The 15,618-nt window shown below is 69.5% G+C and carries 13 protein-coding genes; 10 read left to right on the top strand and 3 right to left on the bottom strand.

The features are described from left to right. Nucleotides 1-58 precede the first annotated feature (58 nt). The 10 genes from ACFY0U_RS16475 to ACFY0U_RS16430 all read left to right on the top strand — a co-directional run bounded on the left by ACFY0U_RS16475 (nucleotide 59) and on the right by ACFY0U_RS16430 (nucleotide 12,189). Nucleotides 59-3,010: a M14 family zinc carboxypeptidase gene (locus ACFY0U_RS16475; protein WP_388635745.1), complete on the top strand. Its 2,952-nt coding sequence runs from the start codon at nucleotides 59-61 to the stop codon at nucleotides 3,008-3,010. A 228-nt stretch (nucleotides 3,011-3,238) separates the two neighbouring features. After that, nucleotides 3,239-4,249: a type I glyceraldehyde-3-phosphate dehydrogenase gene (gap, locus tag ACFY0U_RS16470; RefSeq protein ID WP_361488049.1), complete on the top strand. Its 1,011-nt coding sequence runs from the start codon at nucleotides 3,239-3,241 to the stop codon at nucleotides 4,247-4,249. A 133-nt stretch (nucleotides 4,250-4,382) separates the two neighbouring features. Continuing rightward, nucleotides 4,383-5,594, top strand: a complete 1,212-nt coding sequence (locus ACFY0U_RS16465) for a phosphoglycerate kinase (RefSeq protein ID WP_388635742.1) — start codon at nucleotides 4,383-4,385, stop codon at nucleotides 5,592-5,594. Nucleotides 5,595-5,600: 6 nt separating this feature from the next. Next, nucleotides 5,601-6,377, top strand: a complete 777-nt coding sequence (tpiA, locus tag ACFY0U_RS16460; RefSeq protein WP_388635740.1) for a triose-phosphate isomerase — start codon at nucleotides 5,601-5,603, stop codon at nucleotides 6,375-6,377. Nucleotides 6,378-6,479: 102 nt separating this feature from the next. Continuing rightward, a complete protein-coding gene (secG, locus tag ACFY0U_RS16455; RefSeq protein ID WP_046261782.1) occupies nucleotides 6,480-6,710 on the top strand; it encodes a preprotein translocase subunit SecG in 231 nt (76 codons plus the stop codon). Between the two features lie 200 nt (nucleotides 6,711-6,910). Further along, nucleotides 6,911-7,246, top strand: coding sequence for an RNA polymerase-binding protein RbpA (locus ACFY0U_RS16450; RefSeq protein ID WP_003976875.1), 336 nt, complete (start codon nucleotides 6,911-6,913; stop codon nucleotides 7,244-7,246). A 138-nt stretch (nucleotides 7,247-7,384) separates the two neighbouring features. Next, nucleotides 7,385-8,653, top strand: a complete 1,269-nt coding sequence (locus ACFY0U_RS16445) for an MFS transporter (RefSeq protein ID WP_388635738.1) — start codon at nucleotides 7,385-7,387, stop codon at nucleotides 8,651-8,653. A gap of 52 nt (nucleotides 8,654-8,705) precedes the next feature. Then, on the top strand, nucleotides 8,706-10,358 hold the full coding sequence (gene pgi / locus ACFY0U_RS16440) for a glucose-6-phosphate isomerase (protein ID WP_388635736.1): 1,653 nt from the start codon (nucleotides 8,706-8,708) through the stop codon (nucleotides 10,356-10,358). 91 nt (nucleotides 10,359-10,449) lie between these two features. Then, nucleotides 10,450-11,349 carry a hypothetical protein gene (locus ACFY0U_RS16435; RefSeq protein WP_388635734.1) on the top strand — a complete coding sequence of 300 codons (900 nt, stop codon included), beginning with the start codon at nucleotides 10,450-10,452 and terminating at the stop codon, nucleotides 11,347-11,349. A gap of 72 nt (nucleotides 11,350-11,421) precedes the next feature. Continuing rightward, nucleotides 11,422-12,189 carry a DsbA family protein gene (locus ACFY0U_RS16430; RefSeq protein WP_388635732.1) on the top strand — a complete coding sequence of 256 codons (768 nt, stop codon included), beginning with the start codon at nucleotides 11,422-11,424 and terminating at the stop codon, nucleotides 12,187-12,189. Between the two features lie 55 nt (nucleotides 12,190-12,244). Here ACFY0U_RS16430 and pgl read toward each other — a convergent pair whose 3' ends face one another. From pgl to zwf, 3 genes are read right to left on the bottom strand one after another with little or no spacing between them, the layout of a single operon-like run. After that, the gene (pgl, locus tag ACFY0U_RS16425; protein WP_388635730.1) at nucleotides 12,245-13,027 is read right to left on the bottom strand and encodes a 6-phosphogluconolactonase; all 783 of its coding nucleotides are present in this window, start codon (nucleotides 13,025-13,027) and stop codon (nucleotides 12,245-12,247) included. Beyond that, nucleotides 13,024-14,097 carry a glucose-6-phosphate dehydrogenase assembly protein OpcA gene (gene opcA, locus ACFY0U_RS16420; RefSeq protein ID WP_388635728.1) on the bottom strand — a complete coding sequence of 358 codons (1,074 nt, stop codon included), beginning with the start codon at nucleotides 14,095-14,097 and terminating at the stop codon, nucleotides 13,024-13,026. Before opcA ends, pgl begins: the two co-directional genes overlap by 4 nt. Next, nucleotides 14,094-15,617, bottom strand: coding sequence for a glucose-6-phosphate dehydrogenase (gene zwf / locus ACFY0U_RS16415; RefSeq protein WP_388635726.1), 1,524 nt, complete (start codon nucleotides 15,615-15,617; stop codon nucleotides 14,094-14,096). Before zwf ends, opcA begins: the two co-directional genes overlap by 4 nt. Between the last annotated feature and the right edge of the window lies 1 nt (nucleotide 15,618).

The following is a 15,618-nucleotide window of genomic DNA, read 5'->3' as shown; positions in this document are numbered from 1 at the left end:
AACTGTCATGAGCCTGGCATCTGTTCGCTGCTGTGGCGGACCACTGCAAGGGGGGCACATGAGACGAAGAGCGAGACCGATCCTCGCTGTTGGCGCACTCCTTCTGGGCGGAGCGGGCATCGCCCCCATCGCCCAGGCCGCGGAGAGCGCGGGCTCTCCCGATTCCGACGAGATCAAGGTCTTCCGGGCCGAGGTCACCAGCCGGCAGGTACCCCTGCTGCTGGCGGCCGGGCAGGACGGACACGAACTGAGCGAGCAGGTACCCGCCAAGGGCACCGCGACCGTCGAGGTCTACCTCAGCGACCAACAGGCGGACAAGCTCGAGAAGCAGGGCGTCGACCTCACCGAGCACACCCTCTCCGCCAAGGCCGAGCAGCGCGTCGAGGCGGCCGCCGACGGGGTGTTCCGCCCGTACAGCGGGGCCGGGAACATCAAGGAGGAGATCCTCCGCACCGGCCAGGAGAACCCCGGCCTCACCAAGGTCGTCTCCATCGGCAAGACCGTCAACGGCCAGGACATCCTCGCGCTCAAGCTCACCAAGAACGCGAAGAAGACCAAGGACGGCGCCAAGCCCGCCGTGCTGTACATGTCCAACCAGCACGCGCGCGAGTGGATCACGCCGGAGATGACCAGGCGGCTGCTCCACCACTACGTCGACAACTACAAGTCCGACAAGCGCATCAAGAAGATCGTCGACTCGACCGAGTTGTGGTTCGTCATCTCGGCCAACCCCGACGGCTACGACTACACCTTCCAGGGCGACAACTCCCGCCTGTGGCGCAAGAACCTGCGGGACAACAACGCCGACGGCACCATCGCCATCGGTGACGGCGTCGACCTCAACCGCAACTTCTCCTACAAGTGGGGCTACGACAACGAGGGTTCGTCGCCCACCCCCACCAGCGAGACCTACCGCGGCACGGGCCCGGGCTCCGAGCCCGAGACGAAGGCCATCGACGCCTTCCAGAAGCGGATCGGCTTCACGTACGGCATCAACTACCACTCCGCCGCCGAACTCCTCCTCTACGGCGTCGGCTGGCAGGTGGCCACCGACACGCCGGACGACGTCCTCTACAAGTCGCTCGCCGGCACCCCGGACAACTCCGCGATCCCCGGCTACCGGCCGCAGGTCTCCTCGGAGCTGTACACCACCAACGGCGAGGCGGACGGCCACGCGTCGAACGTCAACGGCCTGGCGATGTACACCCCCGAGATGTCGACCTGCCAGACCGTGTCGAACCTCTACCCCGACGACCAGTGGAACGCGGCCGACTGCCGGTCGGTCTTCAACTTCCCGGACGACGAGAAGCTGATCCAGCAGGAGTTCGAGAAGAACATCCCGTTCGCGCTCTCCGTCGCCGAGTCCGCGGGCCGGCCCGACCAGCCGAAGTCCTCGCTCGGCCTGAAGGCCGCCGACTTCACCCCGAAGACGTTCGCCACGTCCTACTCGCGCGGCGCGGACCAGGAAGTCTCCGTCGTCGCCCGCAAGTCCGTGCGCGACAAGGAGCTCAAGTACCGCGTCAACGGCGGCCGTACGCAGGACATGGCGCTCAAAGCCTGGAAGGGCGGCGAGACCTTCGGCGGTGAGGACAACCTCTACTTCGACGAGTACCGCGCCAAGGTCGCCGACGGCGATCCGGGCGACAAGGTCGAGGTGTGGTTCACCGGCGAGACGCGCGACGGAAAGCGCACCTCCAGCGAGCACTTCACATACACGGTCGCCCAACGGCCGCGCGCGGACGTGCTCGTGGTCGCCGAGGAGGGCGCGGCCGCCACACAGGCGCAGACCTACGTCGACGCCCTGAAGGCCAACGGCCGCAAGGCGATCGTCTGGGACGTCGCCGCCCAGGGCGCGCCCGACGCGCTCGGCGTCCTGGACCACTTCAGGACCGTCGTCCACTACACCGGCGCGAGCGTCCCGGGCAACGCCACCCAGCTCCAGCTGCGGGCCTACCTCAACGAGGGCGGCAAGCTGGTCGAGGCGGGCGAGCGGGCCGGCGGCAACGTGGACCTCGGCGGCGGCACCCTGTCGAACGACTTCAGCCAGTACTACCTGGGCGCCTTCACCCGTACGTCCCTGCCGGGAGCCACCGCCTTCCAGGGCGTCGGCAGACTCGCCGGAGCCGCCGGTGCGCTCGGCGCGGCCCCGGGCAACCCGCTCGACACGGCAGGGTCGTTCAGCGTCACCTCGGACACCCTGCCGGTGGCCACGTTCCCGCAGTTCGCGAGCGCGGGCGGCGCCACCTACCCCGGCACGGTCAACCCGTACGGGCCCTACGCAGGCGCCTCCATGGCGGCCGTCACCCACAGCGACTACGCCTGGAACCGCCTCACCCGCACCATCGACCTCACCTCGGTGACCGCCGCCCAGGCACCCACCTTCAGCACCCGGCTGCTGTGGAGCACCGAGGAGGGCTACGACCACGCGGTGCTGGAGGCCCACACGGCCGGGGCCGACGACTGGACCACGCTCCCGGAGAAGAACGGCAGGACCAGCACCGCGGTGCCCGCGGAGTGCGACGCCGGGTACTTCATCGCGGCCCATCCCGCACTCAAGCGGTATCTGACCCTCGGCGACGGCGGCTGCACGGCCACCGGCACCAGCGGCCAGTGGAACAGCTTCACCGGGGCGTCGGCCGGCTGGCAGGAGGTCTCCTTCGACCTCTCCGCGTACGCCGGCAAGAAGGTCGAGATCTCCCTCGGCTACATCACCGACCCCGGATCCGGCGGCCGCGGCGTCCTCGTCGACAACGCGTCCGTGGTGATCGGCGGCAACGCCGTCGAGACCGAGGGCTTCGAGACGTCGCTGGGCGCCTGGAGCGTCCCCGGACCGCCCGCGGGCAGCCCGGCGGTCGTCAAGGACTGGGGACTCGCCGGAGAGCTGTTCAAGACGTACGGCGCGGTCACCACGGACGACACCGTGCTGCTCGGCTTCGGCCTGGAGCACGTCACCGCGGCGGCCGACCGTACGACCCTGCTCGGCAAGGCGCTCGCGGCTCTCGGAAGGTGAACACGCCGGTCAACGGTGACTGACTCTCCGTAACCAATTCGAGCGACAGGGCCTTGCGACCCGGGCGGTCCGTACCCCTACTGGCGGGTACGGACCGCCTGCCCGTGTATGCGGCATCTCGATGTCACTGCGGGAGCTTCCGGGAGGTAGGGTCGTAGGCGGTCGGGGACATCCCAAACAGAGCTCGCCGGCACCGCATAGCCGGCGTACCAACGAGGAGATCGGTTCGTGACGATCCGCGTAGGCATCAACGGCTTCGGTCGTATTGGTCGCAACTACTTCCGCGCACTGCTGGAGCAGGGTGCTGACATCGAGATCGTGGCTGTCAACGACCTGGGTGACACCGCGACCACCGCCCACCTGCTGAAGTACGACACCATCCTGGGCCGCCTCAAGGCCGAGGTCTCGCACACCGCCGACACCATCACGGTCGACGGCCACACCATCAAGGTGCTCTCCGAGCGCAACCCCGCCGACATCCCGTGGGGCCAACTGGGCGTCGACATCGTCATCGAGTCGACCGGCATCTTCACGAAGAAGGCCGACGCCGAGAAGCACATCGCCGGCGGCGCCAAGAAGGTCCTCATCTCGGCTCCGGCCAAGGACGAGGACATCACCATCGTGATGGGCGTCAACCAGGACAAGTACGACGCGGCCAACCACCACGTCATCTCCAACGCCTCCTGCACCACCAACTGTGTGGCGCCGATGGCCAAGGTTCTGGACGAGAACTTCGGCATCGTCAAGGGCCTGATGACGACGGTCCACGCGTACACCAACGACCAGCGCATCCTGGACTTCCCGCACTCGGACCTGCGCCGCGCCCGCGCCGCCGCCGAGAACATCATCCCGACCACGACGGGTGCCGCCAAGGCCACCGCCCTGGTCCTCCCGCAGCTCAAGGGCAAGCTCGACGGCATCGCGATGCGCGTCCCGGTCCCGACCGGCTCGGCCACCGACCTGGTCGTGGAGCTCCAGCGCGAGGTCACCAAGGACGAGGTCAACGCCGCGTTCAAGAAGGCCGCCGACGACGGCGACCTCAAGGGCATCCTCGTCTACACCGAGGACCCGATCGTGTCCTCGGACATCGTGAGCGACCCGGCCTCCTGCACCTTCGACTCCTCCCTGACCATGGTCCAGGAGGGCAAGTCGGTGAAGATCCTCGGCTGGTACGACAACGAGTGGGGTTACTCCAACCGACTCGTCGACCTCACGGTCTTCGTCGGCAACCAGCTCTGACCGACAGAGCAGGCACGTTGATGTGAGAGCAGGGCTCGGGCGGCGCAAGGACGCGCCGCTCGGGCCCTGACTCACGTACAGACCAGCCCTCTTAGGATCACGAGCACCACCAGTCCTCTCGGGAGCCCTCTCAATGAAGACGATCGACGAACTTCTCGCCGAAGGCGTCGCAGGCAAGCGGGTCTTCGTCCGCGCCGACCTGAACGTGCCGCTGGACGGCACCACCATCACCGACGACGGCCGTATCCGCGCCGTGCTGCCCACCGTCAAGGCGCTGGCCGAGGCCGGCGCCCGCGTGGTCGTCGCCTCGCACCTGGGCCGCCCCAAGGGCGCCCCGGACCCGGCCTTCTCCCTCGCTCCCGCCGCCGCCCGCCTCGGTGAACTCCTCGGCGCCGACGTGGCCTTCGCGACCGACACCGTCGGCGAGTCCGCCACGGCCACCGTCGCCGGCCTCGCCGACGGACAGGTCGCGGTCGTGGAGAACCTGCGCTTCAACGCCGGCGAGACCTCCAAGGACGACGCCGAGCGCGGCGCCTTCGCCGGCCAGCTCGCCGCCCTCGCCGACGTGTACGTGGGCGACGGCTTCGGCGCGGTGCACCGCAAGCACGCCTCGGTCTTCGACCTCCCGGCCCGCCTGCCGCACTACGCCGGCTACCTCATCGCCACCGAGGTCGGCGTCCTGAAGAAGCTCACGGACGACGTGCAGCGCCCCTACGTGGTCGCCCTCGGCGGTGCCAAGGTCTCCGACAAGCTCGCCGTCATCGACGAGCTGCTCGGCAAGGCCGACCGCATCCTCATCGGCGGCGGCATGGCGTACACCTTCCTCAAGGCCAAGGGCCACGAGGTCGGCGCGTCGCTCCTCCAGGAGGACCAGATCCCGGCCGTCCTTGAGTACATCGAGCGCGCGGAGAAGACCGGCGTCGAGCTGGTGCTGCCCGTCGACGCCGTGGTCGCTCCCGCGTTCCCGGACCTGAAGACCAAGGCCGCGGCCGGCTCCACCACCGTCGCCGCGGACGCCATCCCGGCCGACCGCATGGGCCTGGACATCGGGCCGGAGTCCGACAAGCTGTACGCCTCGAAGATCACCGACGCCGCCACCGTCTTCTGGAACGGCCCGATGGGCGTCTTCGAGCACCCCGAATTCGCCGAGGGCACCAAGGCGGTCGCCCAGGCCCTCCTCGACTCCCCGGCCTTCACGGTCGTCGGCGGTGGCGACTCCGCCGCGGCCGTCCGCATCCTGGGCTTCGACGAGAACGCATTCGGCCACATCTCGACCGGCGGCGGCGCCTCCCTCGAATACCTCGAGGGCAAGACGCTCCCCGGCCTCGCCGCACTGGAGGACTGACCCCGCATGACCACTCGCACGCCGATCATGGCGGGCAACTGGAAGATGAACCTCAACCACCTCGAGGCCATCGCGCACGTCCAGAAGCTCGCTTTCGCCCTGGCCGACAAGGACTACGAGGCCGTCGAGGTCGCCGTCCTGCCGCCCTTCACCGATCTGCGCTCCGTGCAGACCCTGGTCGACGGCGACAAGCTCAAGATCAAGTACGGCGCCCAGGACATCTCCGCGCAGGACTCCGGCGCCTACACCGGCGAGATCTCCGGCGCCATGCTCGCCAAGCTGAAGTGCACGTACGTGGCGATCGGCCACTCCGAGCGCCGCCAGTACCACGCCGAGACCGACGAGATCGTCAACGCCAAGGTCAAGGCCGCCTTCAAGCACGGCCTGACCCCGATCCTGTGCGTCGGCGAGGAGCTGGACGTCCGCGAGGCGGGCAACCACGTCTCCCACACCCTCGCCCAGGTCGAGGGCGGTCTGAAGGACCTCCCGGCCGAGCAGGCCGAGTCCGTCGTGATCGCCTACGAGCCCGTCTGGGCCATCGGCACCGGCAAGGTCTGCGGCGCCGAGGACGCCCAGGAGGTCTGCGCCGCCATCCGCGGCAAGATCGCCGAGCTCTACACCCAGGAGCTGGCCGACCAGGTCCGTATCCAGTACGGCGGCTCCGTGAAGTCCGGCAATGTCGCCGAGATCATGGCGCAGGCCGACATCGACGGTGCGCTCGTGGGCGGTGCGTCGCTCGATGCCGACGAGTTCGTCAAGATCGTGCGCTTCCGCGACCAGTGAGTATGCGCTAAGCGTGGAACGTCGTACCCTTGCGGGGGCACAGCCCAGTGGCTGTGCCCCTGTCGTCCATCCAGATCCGAGGAAGTTGGTCCAGCCGTGGTTATGGGGTTCTCGATCGCCCTGATCGTCTTCAGCGGCCTGATGATGCTGCTGGTGCTCATGCACAAGGGCAAGGGCGGCGGCCTGTCCGACATGTTCGGTGGCGGCATGCAGTCCTCCGTCGGCGGCTCCTCGGTCGCCGAGCGCAACCTCGACCGGATCACCATCGTGGTCGGTCTGCTGTGGTTCGCGTGCATCATCGTGCTCGGCCTTCTGATGAAGGTGAACAACTGACCGGCACGCACAATCCGTACGTAAGGCCCCATGTTCGGTACGCGCACCTGAGCGCGGCCTATCATGGGGCTTGCGTCTAGGTGTGGGGGCTGTAACTCCAATCACTGGACGCGCGTTGGGCCTTACGTAGACTGAGGCGCTCGCAACGAAGCGAAAACGCCGACTCGCTTCGCGGCACCATCACGCAGGGAGTTACGACCGTGGCAAGTGGCAACGCGATCCGAGGAAGCCGGGTCGGGGCGGGGCCGATGGGCGAGGCCGAGCGTGGCGAGTCCGCGCCCCGGCTGCGCATCTCCTTCTGGTGCTCCAACGGGCACGAGACGCAGCCCAGCTTCGCCAGCGACGCGCAGGTTCCCGAAACCTGGGACTGCCCGCGCTGCGGCTTCCCCGCCGGACAGGACCGGGACAACCCGCCGGACCCGCCGCGCACCGAACCGTACAAGACGCACCTCGCGTATGTACGGGAGCGTCGCAGCGACGCGGACGGCGAGGCGATCCTCGCCGAGGCGCTCGCCAAACTGCGGGGCGAGATCTAGGAATTGACAGCCGGCCGGGCACCGAGAGGTGCCTGGCCGGAGCTGTTCTCACGTCGTCCACAGGCCCACCGCGTTGTCAGTGGTGACCTCTACGGTGTGTGCATCGCTGCAACGTGTGCACATCGTGAGGGGGAAGCTGTGGTGACGGTCGAGGCTGCGGGTGTGCGTGTGCCCGCGTGGCGTGGGGGTTTCGGGCGGCTGTGGAGTGCCGCCGTGCTCTCCAGCTTCGGAGACGCGCTGCGTACGGCGGCGCTGCCCCTGCTGGCCGCCACCCTGACCGACGAGCCGCTGGCCATAGCGGCGGTCACCGCCTGCGGCTATCTGCCCTGGATCGTCTTCGGGCTGCTCGGCGGAGCCGTCGCCGACCGGGTGGACCAGCGACGCGCGATGTGGACGGTGGATGCGCTACGGGGGCTGCTGGTCGCCTGTTTCGCGGTCGCCGTGGCGCTCGGGCAGGCCTCCATCGCCCTGCTGATCGCGCTGGCCTTCGCCCTGACCACGCTCCAGACACTCTTCGACAACGCGTCCACCGCTCTGCTGCCCGCTCTGGTGGACGACGAGGCACTCGGCAGCGCGAACGCCCGTCTGATGACCGGGCAGAGGATCGCCGGCGGTCTGCTCGGCGCCCCCGTCGTGCCCCTGCTGCTGGTGGTCGGCGCCCCCGTGCCCTTCGTGGCCGACGCGGCGACCTTCCTGGTGGCGGCGGCGCTGGTGGCCTCCCTGCGGACCGGTGCGCCCGAGCGGAAGCCGAGACCGGCGGGCAGCACCCTGCGCCGGGAGATAGCGCAGGGGCTGCGCACCCTGGCCGGGGACCGTGCCCTGCGCGGGCTGTGCGCGGCCACGGCCCTGTGCAATGTCGGCGTGGGCGCGCTCATCGCCACCCTGGTCCTACTGGTGACCGACTGGATCGGCGCGGGGCACGCCGGGTTCGCGGCGGCGACGACCGCCTACACCGTCGGCTCCCTGGCCGGGGGAGCGCTCAACCGCCGGCTGGTCTCCCGCACCGGGCGGGTGCGGGCGGTCCTGCTCGCCGGGATCGTGCAGATCGGCGCGCTCGCCGTGATGGGGACGCTGCGCAGCCTGGTCGCGATGGTGGTCGCGATGGCCGTGTTCGGGCTGATGGGGATGGTGTGGAACGTCAACACCACGACCCTGATGCAGCAGCGCAGCCCCGCCGAGATGCTGGGCCGGGTCAGCGCGGCCTTCCGGACCCTGGCGGTCGCCGGGGCGCCGCTGGGCGCGCTCCTCGGCGGTGTCGCCGCCACGGCCTGGGGGCGGGGCACCCCGGCGCTGCTCGCGGCCGGCTTCTTCGTTCTCTCCGTCGCCTCGTTGACACCTGCGCTCAAGCCGGACGTACCTGATGTTGCATCGCAGGACGGCGCCGCGACAGCTCATGTCACGCGCTGATCAATTAGGTTGGACCAGCTGGGACAGGCACGAAAGAAGGCTGAAGTCGGACATGAACGCAGACGGCCGTACGAGGCTCAACCAGACACCCGAGTGGACCGCCCTGGCCAAGCACCGCGAGGAGCTCGGCGAGGTGCGGCTGCGTGAGCTGTTCGCCGCCGATCCGGACCGCGGCGCCGGGTACACGCTCCAGGTCGGGGACCTGCACGTCGACTACTCCAAGCACCTCGTCACCGACGAGACGCTGCGGCTGCTGCGCGAGCTGGCCGCCGCCACCGATGTCTTCGGGCTGCGGGACGCCATGTTCCGCGGCGAGAAGATCAACACGACCGAGGACAGGGCCGTCCTGCACACCGCGCTGCGGGCGGCCCGGGACGCGGTGGTGGAGGTGGACGGGGAGAACGTCGTGCCGGGGGTGCACGCGGTCCTCGACAAGATGGCCGGCTTCGCCGAGCGGGTCCGCTCCGGAGAGTGGAAGGGGCACACCGGCAGGCGCATCAGGAACGTCGTCAACATCGGCATCGGCGGCTCCGACCTCGGCCCGGCGATGGCCTACGAGGTGCTGCGCGGCTTCACCGACCGCGACCTCACGGTCCGCTTCGTGTCCAATGTGGACGGCGCCGACCTGCACGAGGCGACCCGCGACCTGGACCCGGCGGAGACGCTGTTCATCATCGCCTCCAAGACCTTCACCACGATCGAGACGATCACCAACGCCACTTCGGCGCGCGAGTGGCTGCTGGACGCGCTCGGTGACGAGGCCGCCGTCGCCAAGCACTTCGTGGCGCTGTCGACGAACGCCGAGAAGGTCTCCGGCTTCGGCATCGACACGGCCAACATGTTCGAGTTCTGGGACTGGGTCGGCGGTCGGTACTCGTACGACTCCGCGATCGGGCTGTCCCTGATGATCGCCATCGGCCCGGACCGCTTCCGGGAGATGCTCGACGGCTTCCGGCTCGTCGACGAGCACTTCAGGACCGCGCCCGCCGAGTCCAACGTGCCGCTGCTCCTGGGGCTGTTGGGGATCTGGTACGGCAACTTCCATGACGCCCAGTCGCATGCGGTGCTGCCCTACAGCCACTATCTGTCCAGGTTCACGGCGTACCTCCAGCAGCTGGACATGGAGTCCAACGGCAAGTACGTGGGCCGGGACGGGGTGCCGGTGGAGTGGCAGACCGGGCCCGTGGTGTGGGGGACGCCGGGGACGAACGGGCAGCACGCGTACTACCAGTTGATCCATCAGGGCACGAAGCTGATCCCGGCGGACTTCATCGGCTTCGCCGAGCCGGTGGCCGAGTTGAGCGACGGACTGAAGGCGCAGCACGACCTGCTGATGGCGAACTTCTTCGCGCAGACGCAGGCGCTCGCCTTCGGCAAGACGCCGGACGAGGTGCGGGCCGAGGGCGTGGCCGAGGAGCTGGTCGCCCACAAGACGTTCCAGGGCAACCACCCGACCACGACGATCCTCGCGCGCGAGCTGACGCCGTCGGTGCTCGGACAGCTCGTCGCGCTGTACGAGCACAAGGTGTTCGTGCAGGGAGCCGTCTGGAACATCGACTCCTTCGACCAGTGGGGAGTCGAGCTCGGCAAGGTCCTCGCCAAGCGCGTGGAACCCGCACTGACCGAGGGCGCGGACGTTCCGGGCCTCGACGAGTCGACCAAGGCACTGGTGGCCAAGTACCGGGAGCTGCGCGGCCGTTCGTGACCGCAGATCGCGGAAAGCGGGCGGCGCGGAGCCGTCCGCTTCCCGTAGACTCCCCGGCGATCATGAAAGCCATGGCTCGGGGGAGTGCAAGGTGGCTGGTTCACAAGGAAGTTGGACGGGCGGCGCGCTGACGGCGGGGTCGCTCTGGAAACCGAAGTACGCGGCACGCGCCGTCTTCCACCCGGCGTGGATACCGGAGTCCATCGACCCGGCGGTGGAGCAGCTGAAGAAGATCCGTCTCATCGCCGGGACGGTCGCGGCGATCGGTGTGTACACCTTCGTCGAGGGCGGCTTCGCCTTCGACGAGATGCTGGAGAACATGCTGACGGCGTCCGTCGTCCTGCTCTTCATCACACCGCTGACGGTCGGCGTCATGCTCTTCGTGTGGCGGCGGCGCGGCTCGGTGAGCGGACTGAAGCCCTCGCTGTTCAACTCGCTGAAGCTGCTGCTGCTCTTCGTGGGGACGATCGTGCTCACCGTCGTGCTGCTCCAGACGGCGGGCGGCGCGGGGTTCTTCATCCTCGTCCTCGGCCCGCTCGTGCTCTGGCTGATCGGTTTCGTGGCCCGCGGGGCCTGGCACGTCGGGGCGAACTTCTTCGGCACCGCGGGTGTGCACCGCTGCCTGCCGCCGCTGCTCGCCACGGTCACGTCCTGGCTGATGGCCCTCCCCGACCTCCTCACGGGCGACCTGCACGGACTCAGCCTCGGGATGGGCGTTCTGTTCATCCTGGGCGCGCCCCTCACGGTCACAGGCATCGCCCTCCTGGAGATGCGGCGCCTGGACCAGCGCTACGGCATCCGTCTGGCGGCCCATCCGGCCGCTCAGCCGCGTTTCGTCCCGCCGCCCCCGCCCATGCCGCCGGCCACGCCGCCCCATGCGTCGCCGCAGGGCAACCCGTACGGCAATCCGTACGGCAATCCGTATGGGCCGCCGACCGGGAATCCGTACAACCAGGGCAATCCGTACGGCCCAGGTCCGCACGGCTCCTGAAAGCCGGTGCGTCTCCCTCGTGTCATGTCTTAAAGTCCCCCTGAATTCAGGGGGTTGCAAGAGGTGCACAGGATGCGTGGGGGACGGTTCGCCGCGGCGATGACGGCGGCCTTGCTGGGGGTGGCGCTCACCGGATGCGGGCAGCGGCACGAGCCCGCCGAGCCGGAGACGGCGAAGACGAACCAGGCGGCCGCGGCCGCCTACTCAAGCCTGGGAGACGTACCCGAGGAACTGGCCGCGGACGGGATCAGGATCGTGGTCGGCGACCCCAAGGCCCCCGTCACGGTCCACCTGTACGAGGATCCGCGCTGCCCGTACTGCGAGGAGTTCGAGAGCACCGGCGGCGGCCCGGAACTGCGCCAGGCCACGATCCGGCGGGAGACGAGGACCGAGTACACCCTCGCGTCGTTCCTCGACGACCGTGTGGGCGGCACCGGCTCCAAGAAGGCGGTCAACGCGCTGCGGGCCGCGCTGGAGGAAGGCAGGTTCGCCGAGTACCACCAAGTGCTCTACGCCAACCAGCCGGAGGAGACCGTCGACGGCTTCACCGACGCCTATCTGCTCGAACTGGCCGGTCGGGTCGAGGGGTTGCGCGGTCCCGCCTTCGACTCCGCGGTGAAGACGATGAAGTACCGCGCGTTCGTGACGGCGTCCCAGAAGGCCTACGAGCTGTACGGAGGAACCGCGGAACCAGAGGGGCCGGGCACACCAACGGCTGTGATCAACAACCTGCGGGTGCCGCTGGAGTTCAACGGCCTGCTCCTCGACCGGACCCTTTTTCACGATCTCCTGGAACAGATCCGCAAGGCACCGCAGGAGTGGCAGGAGATGAAGTTCTGAACCGGAGTGCGGCCGGGACCCGTCGCTGACGAGGGTCCCGGCCGCCCCGGTCCGCTCAGGGCGACGATGGCGGATACAGCGAGCGGGGCAGTTGTGAGGCCGCTGCCGCGTCCAGGAGCCAGAGGGTGCGCCGGCGGCCCTGTGCGCCGGCTGCCGGGGCCTGGATCTCGCCCGCGCCCGAGAGGGCGATGGCCGCGCCCTGGGCCTTGTCCTCGCCGGCCGCGAGGAGCCAGACCTCGCGGGCGGCCCGGATGGCGGGCAGCGTCAGGGTCACGCGCGTCGGCGGGGGCTTCGGCGCGCCGTGGACGCCGACCACCGTGCGCTCGGTCTCACGGACCGCCGGGAGCTCCGGGAAGAGCGACGCGACGTGGGTGTCCGGGCCGACGCCCAGCATGAGGACGTCGAAGGTCGGCACCGCGCCGTGGTTCTCGGGGCCCGCGGCACGGGCGAGTTCCTCGGCGTAACCCGCCGCGGCGGCGTCGACGTCGGCGCCGTACGGCCCGTCCGAGGCGGGCATGGCGTGCACCCGCTTCGGGTCGAGCGGCACCGAGTCCAGCAGGGCCTCGCGGGCCTGCGTGACATTGCGGTCCGGGTCGCCCTCGGGCAGGAACCGCTCGTCACCCCACCACAGGTCGAGCCGCCCCCAGTCGATCGCGTCCCGCGCGGGAGCCGCCGCCAGCGCGGCCAGCAGCCCGTTGCCGTTGCGCCCGCCGGTGAGGACCACGGACGCGTAGCCCCGGGAGGCCTGCGCGTCCATGATCTTCGTGATGAGGCGGGCCGCGGCGGCCTGAGCCATCAGCTCCTTGTCGTGGTGCACGACCAGCTGCGGAGTGCTCACTTCGCAGCCGCCTTCCGGGACGAGGCCGTGGCCTTCTTCGCGGCCGCCTTCTTCGCCGGAGCCGGAGCCGGAGCCGCAGCCTCAGCCTCAGCCGCAGCAACGGCGGGCGCCTCGGGAGCCTCCTCGACGACCGCCGGAGCCGGAGTCGCGTTCAGCTTCTCCACCCCGAACCGCAGCGCCGAGGCGTACGTGTCGTCCGGGTCGAGCCGCCGCAGCTCCTCCGCGATCAGCTCGGCCGTCTCCCGCCGCTTGAGCGCCACCGCGCGGTCCGGCTGGCCCTCGATGGACAGCGTCGCGAGCGAGCCGTCCGCGCGGTCCAGGGTGATCGGGCCGTGGCTGGTGTCCATGCGGACCGCGGTGAGACCGGGGCCGCCCGACAGCGAGCGCTTCACCGGGACGTCCAGCCGGTCCGCGAGCCACATCGCGAGGAGCTCGCAGCTCGGGTTGAACTCCTCGCCCTCCACCTCGACGGCCTTGACGTCCACGGTGACCTGGTCCAGGGCCGCGGCCAGCATCGAGCGCCAGGGCGTGATGCGGGTCCAGGACAGGTCGGTGTCACCCGGCGTGTAGGTGTCGGCGCGGGCGCCGAGATCCCGTACCGGCTGCTCGGAGGCGTAGGTGTCGGTGACCCGGCGCTGGGCCAGGGCGCCCAGCGGGTCGTTCGCCGGGTCGATCGGTGCCTCCACCGGCCACCAGACGACCACGGGGGCGTCGGGCAGCAGCAGCGGCAGGACGACCGACTGGGCGTGGTTCACGACATCGCCGTACAGCCGCAGGACCACCGTCTCGCCGGTGCCCGCGTCCGCGCCCACCCGCACCTCGGCGTCGAGGCGGGACTGGGTGCGGTCGCGGGGAGTGCGGGAGACGCGCTTGATGACCACGAGCGTGCGCGAGGGGTGCTCGCGCGACGCGTCGTTGGCGGCCTTCAGGGCGTCGTAGGCGTTCTCCTCGTCCGTGACGATGACCAGCGTGAGCACCATGCCGACGGCCGGTGTGCCGATGGCGCGGCGGCCCTTGACCAGTGCCTTGTTGATCTTGCTGGCCGTGGTGTCGGTGAGGTCTATCTTCATGGCCGGCGCCAGCTCCGTCCCTCTCGTGCGAGCATTTCGTCCGCCTCGACCGGACCCCAGGTGCCGGACGGGTACTGGGCCGGCTTGCCGTGCTGGTCCCAGTACTCCTCGATCGGGTCGAGGATCTTCCAGGACAGCTCGACCTCCTCGGTGCGCGGGAAGAGGTTCGAGTCGCCGAGCAGGACGTCGAGGATCAGCCGCTCGTACGCCTCGGGCGAGGACTCCGTGAAGGACTCGCCGTAGGCGAAGTCCATCGACACGTCCCGGATCTCCATGGAGGTGCCGGGGACCTTCGAGCCGAAGCGGACCGTGATGCCCTCGTCGGGCTGGACGCGGATGACGATCGCGTTGGAGCCCAGCTCCTCGGTGGCCGTCGAGTCGAAGGGGGAGTGCGGCGCCCGCTGGAACACCACCGCGATCTCGGTGACCCGGCGGCCAAGCCGCTTGCCGGTCCTCAGATAGAAGGGCACGCCCGCCCAGCGGCGGTTGTCCACCTCCAGCTTGATCGCGGCGTACGTGTCCGTCTTGGACTTGGGGTCGATGCCCTCCTCCTGGAGGTACCCGACCGCCTGCTCGCCGCCCTGCCAGCCCTCGGCGTACTGCCCACGGACGGTGTCCCGGCCCAGGTCCTTCGGCAGCTTCACCGCGCCGAGCACCTTGGTCTTCTCGGCGGCCAGCGCGTCCGCGTCGAAGGAGGACGGCTCCTCCATGGCGGTGAGGGCCATGAGCTGGAGGAGGTGGTTCTGGATGACGTCACGGGCGGCGCCGATGCCGTCGTAGTAGCCGGCCCGGCCGCCGATGCCGATGTCCTCGGCCATCGTGATCTGTACGTGGTCCACGAAGGACCGGTTCCAGATCGGCTCGAACATCTGGTTGGCGAAGCGCAGCGCCAGGATGTTCTGGACCGTCTCCTTGCCCAGGTAGTGGTCGATGCGGAAGACCTGGTCCGAGCCGAAGACCTCGTGGACGACCTTGTTGAGCTCCTCGGCCGACTTCAGGTCGTGGCCGAACGGCTTCTCGATGACCGCGCGTCGCCAGGAGCCGCTGGACTGGTCGGCCAGCCCGTGCTTCTTCAGCTGCTGGATGACCACGGGGAAGGAGCGCGGCGGCACCGAGAGGTAGAAGGCGAAGTTGCCGCCCGTGCCCTGGGCCTTGTCGAGCTCCTCGATGGTGCCGCGCAGCCGCTCGAAGGCGTCGTCGTCGTCGAAGGTGCCCTGGACGAAGCGCATCCCCTGGATGAGCTGCTGCCAGACCTCCTCGCGGAACGGCGTACGAGCGTGCTCCTTGACGGCGTCGTGGACCTCCTGCGCGAAGTCCTCGTTCTGCCACTCGCGCCGGGCGAAACCGACCAGCGAGAAGCCCGGCGGCAGCAGACCCCGGTTCGCGAGGTCGTACACGGCGGGCATGAGCTTCTTCCGGGACAAATCGCCCGTGACGCCGAAGATGACCAGGCCCGACGGCCCCGCGATACGCGGGAGCCGTCGGTCGGCGGGGTCACGCAGCGGGTTGCTGCTCGACAAG

It is taken from the genome of Streptomyces sp. NPDC001536 (assembly GCF_042894505.1).
GTDB lineage: Bacteria > Actinomycetota > Actinomycetes > Streptomycetales > Streptomycetaceae > Streptomyces.
The sequence above is the reverse complement of the archived record's forward strand: the minus strand, read 5'-3'. Positions and strand labels throughout refer to the sequence as shown.

Coding starts and splice junctions, on each gene's coding strand:
- ACFY0U_RS16465 (WP_388635742.1), top strand. CDS start 4,383: ATGAAGACGATCGACGAACTTCTCGCCGAAGGCGTCGCAGGCAAGCGG.
- ACFY0U_RS16430 (WP_388635732.1), top strand. CDS start 11,422: ATGCGTGGGGGACGGTTCGCCGCGGCGATGACGGCGGCCTTGCTGGGG.
- secG (WP_046261782.1), top strand. CDS start 6,480: ATGGGGTTCTCGATCGCCCTGATCGTCTTCAGCGGCCTGATGATGCTG.
- opcA (WP_388635728.1), bottom strand. CDS start 14,097: ATGAAGATAGACCTCACCGACACCACGGCCAGCAAGATCAACAAGGCA.
- ACFY0U_RS16475 (WP_388635745.1), top strand. CDS start 59: ATGAGACGAAGAGCGAGACCGATCCTCGCTGTTGGCGCACTCCTTCTG.
- pgi (WP_388635736.1), top strand. CDS start 8,706: ATGAACGCAGACGGCCGTACGAGGCTCAACCAGACACCCGAGTGGACC.
- tpiA (WP_388635740.1), top strand. CDS start 5,601: ATGACCACTCGCACGCCGATCATGGCGGGCAACTGGAAGATGAACCTC.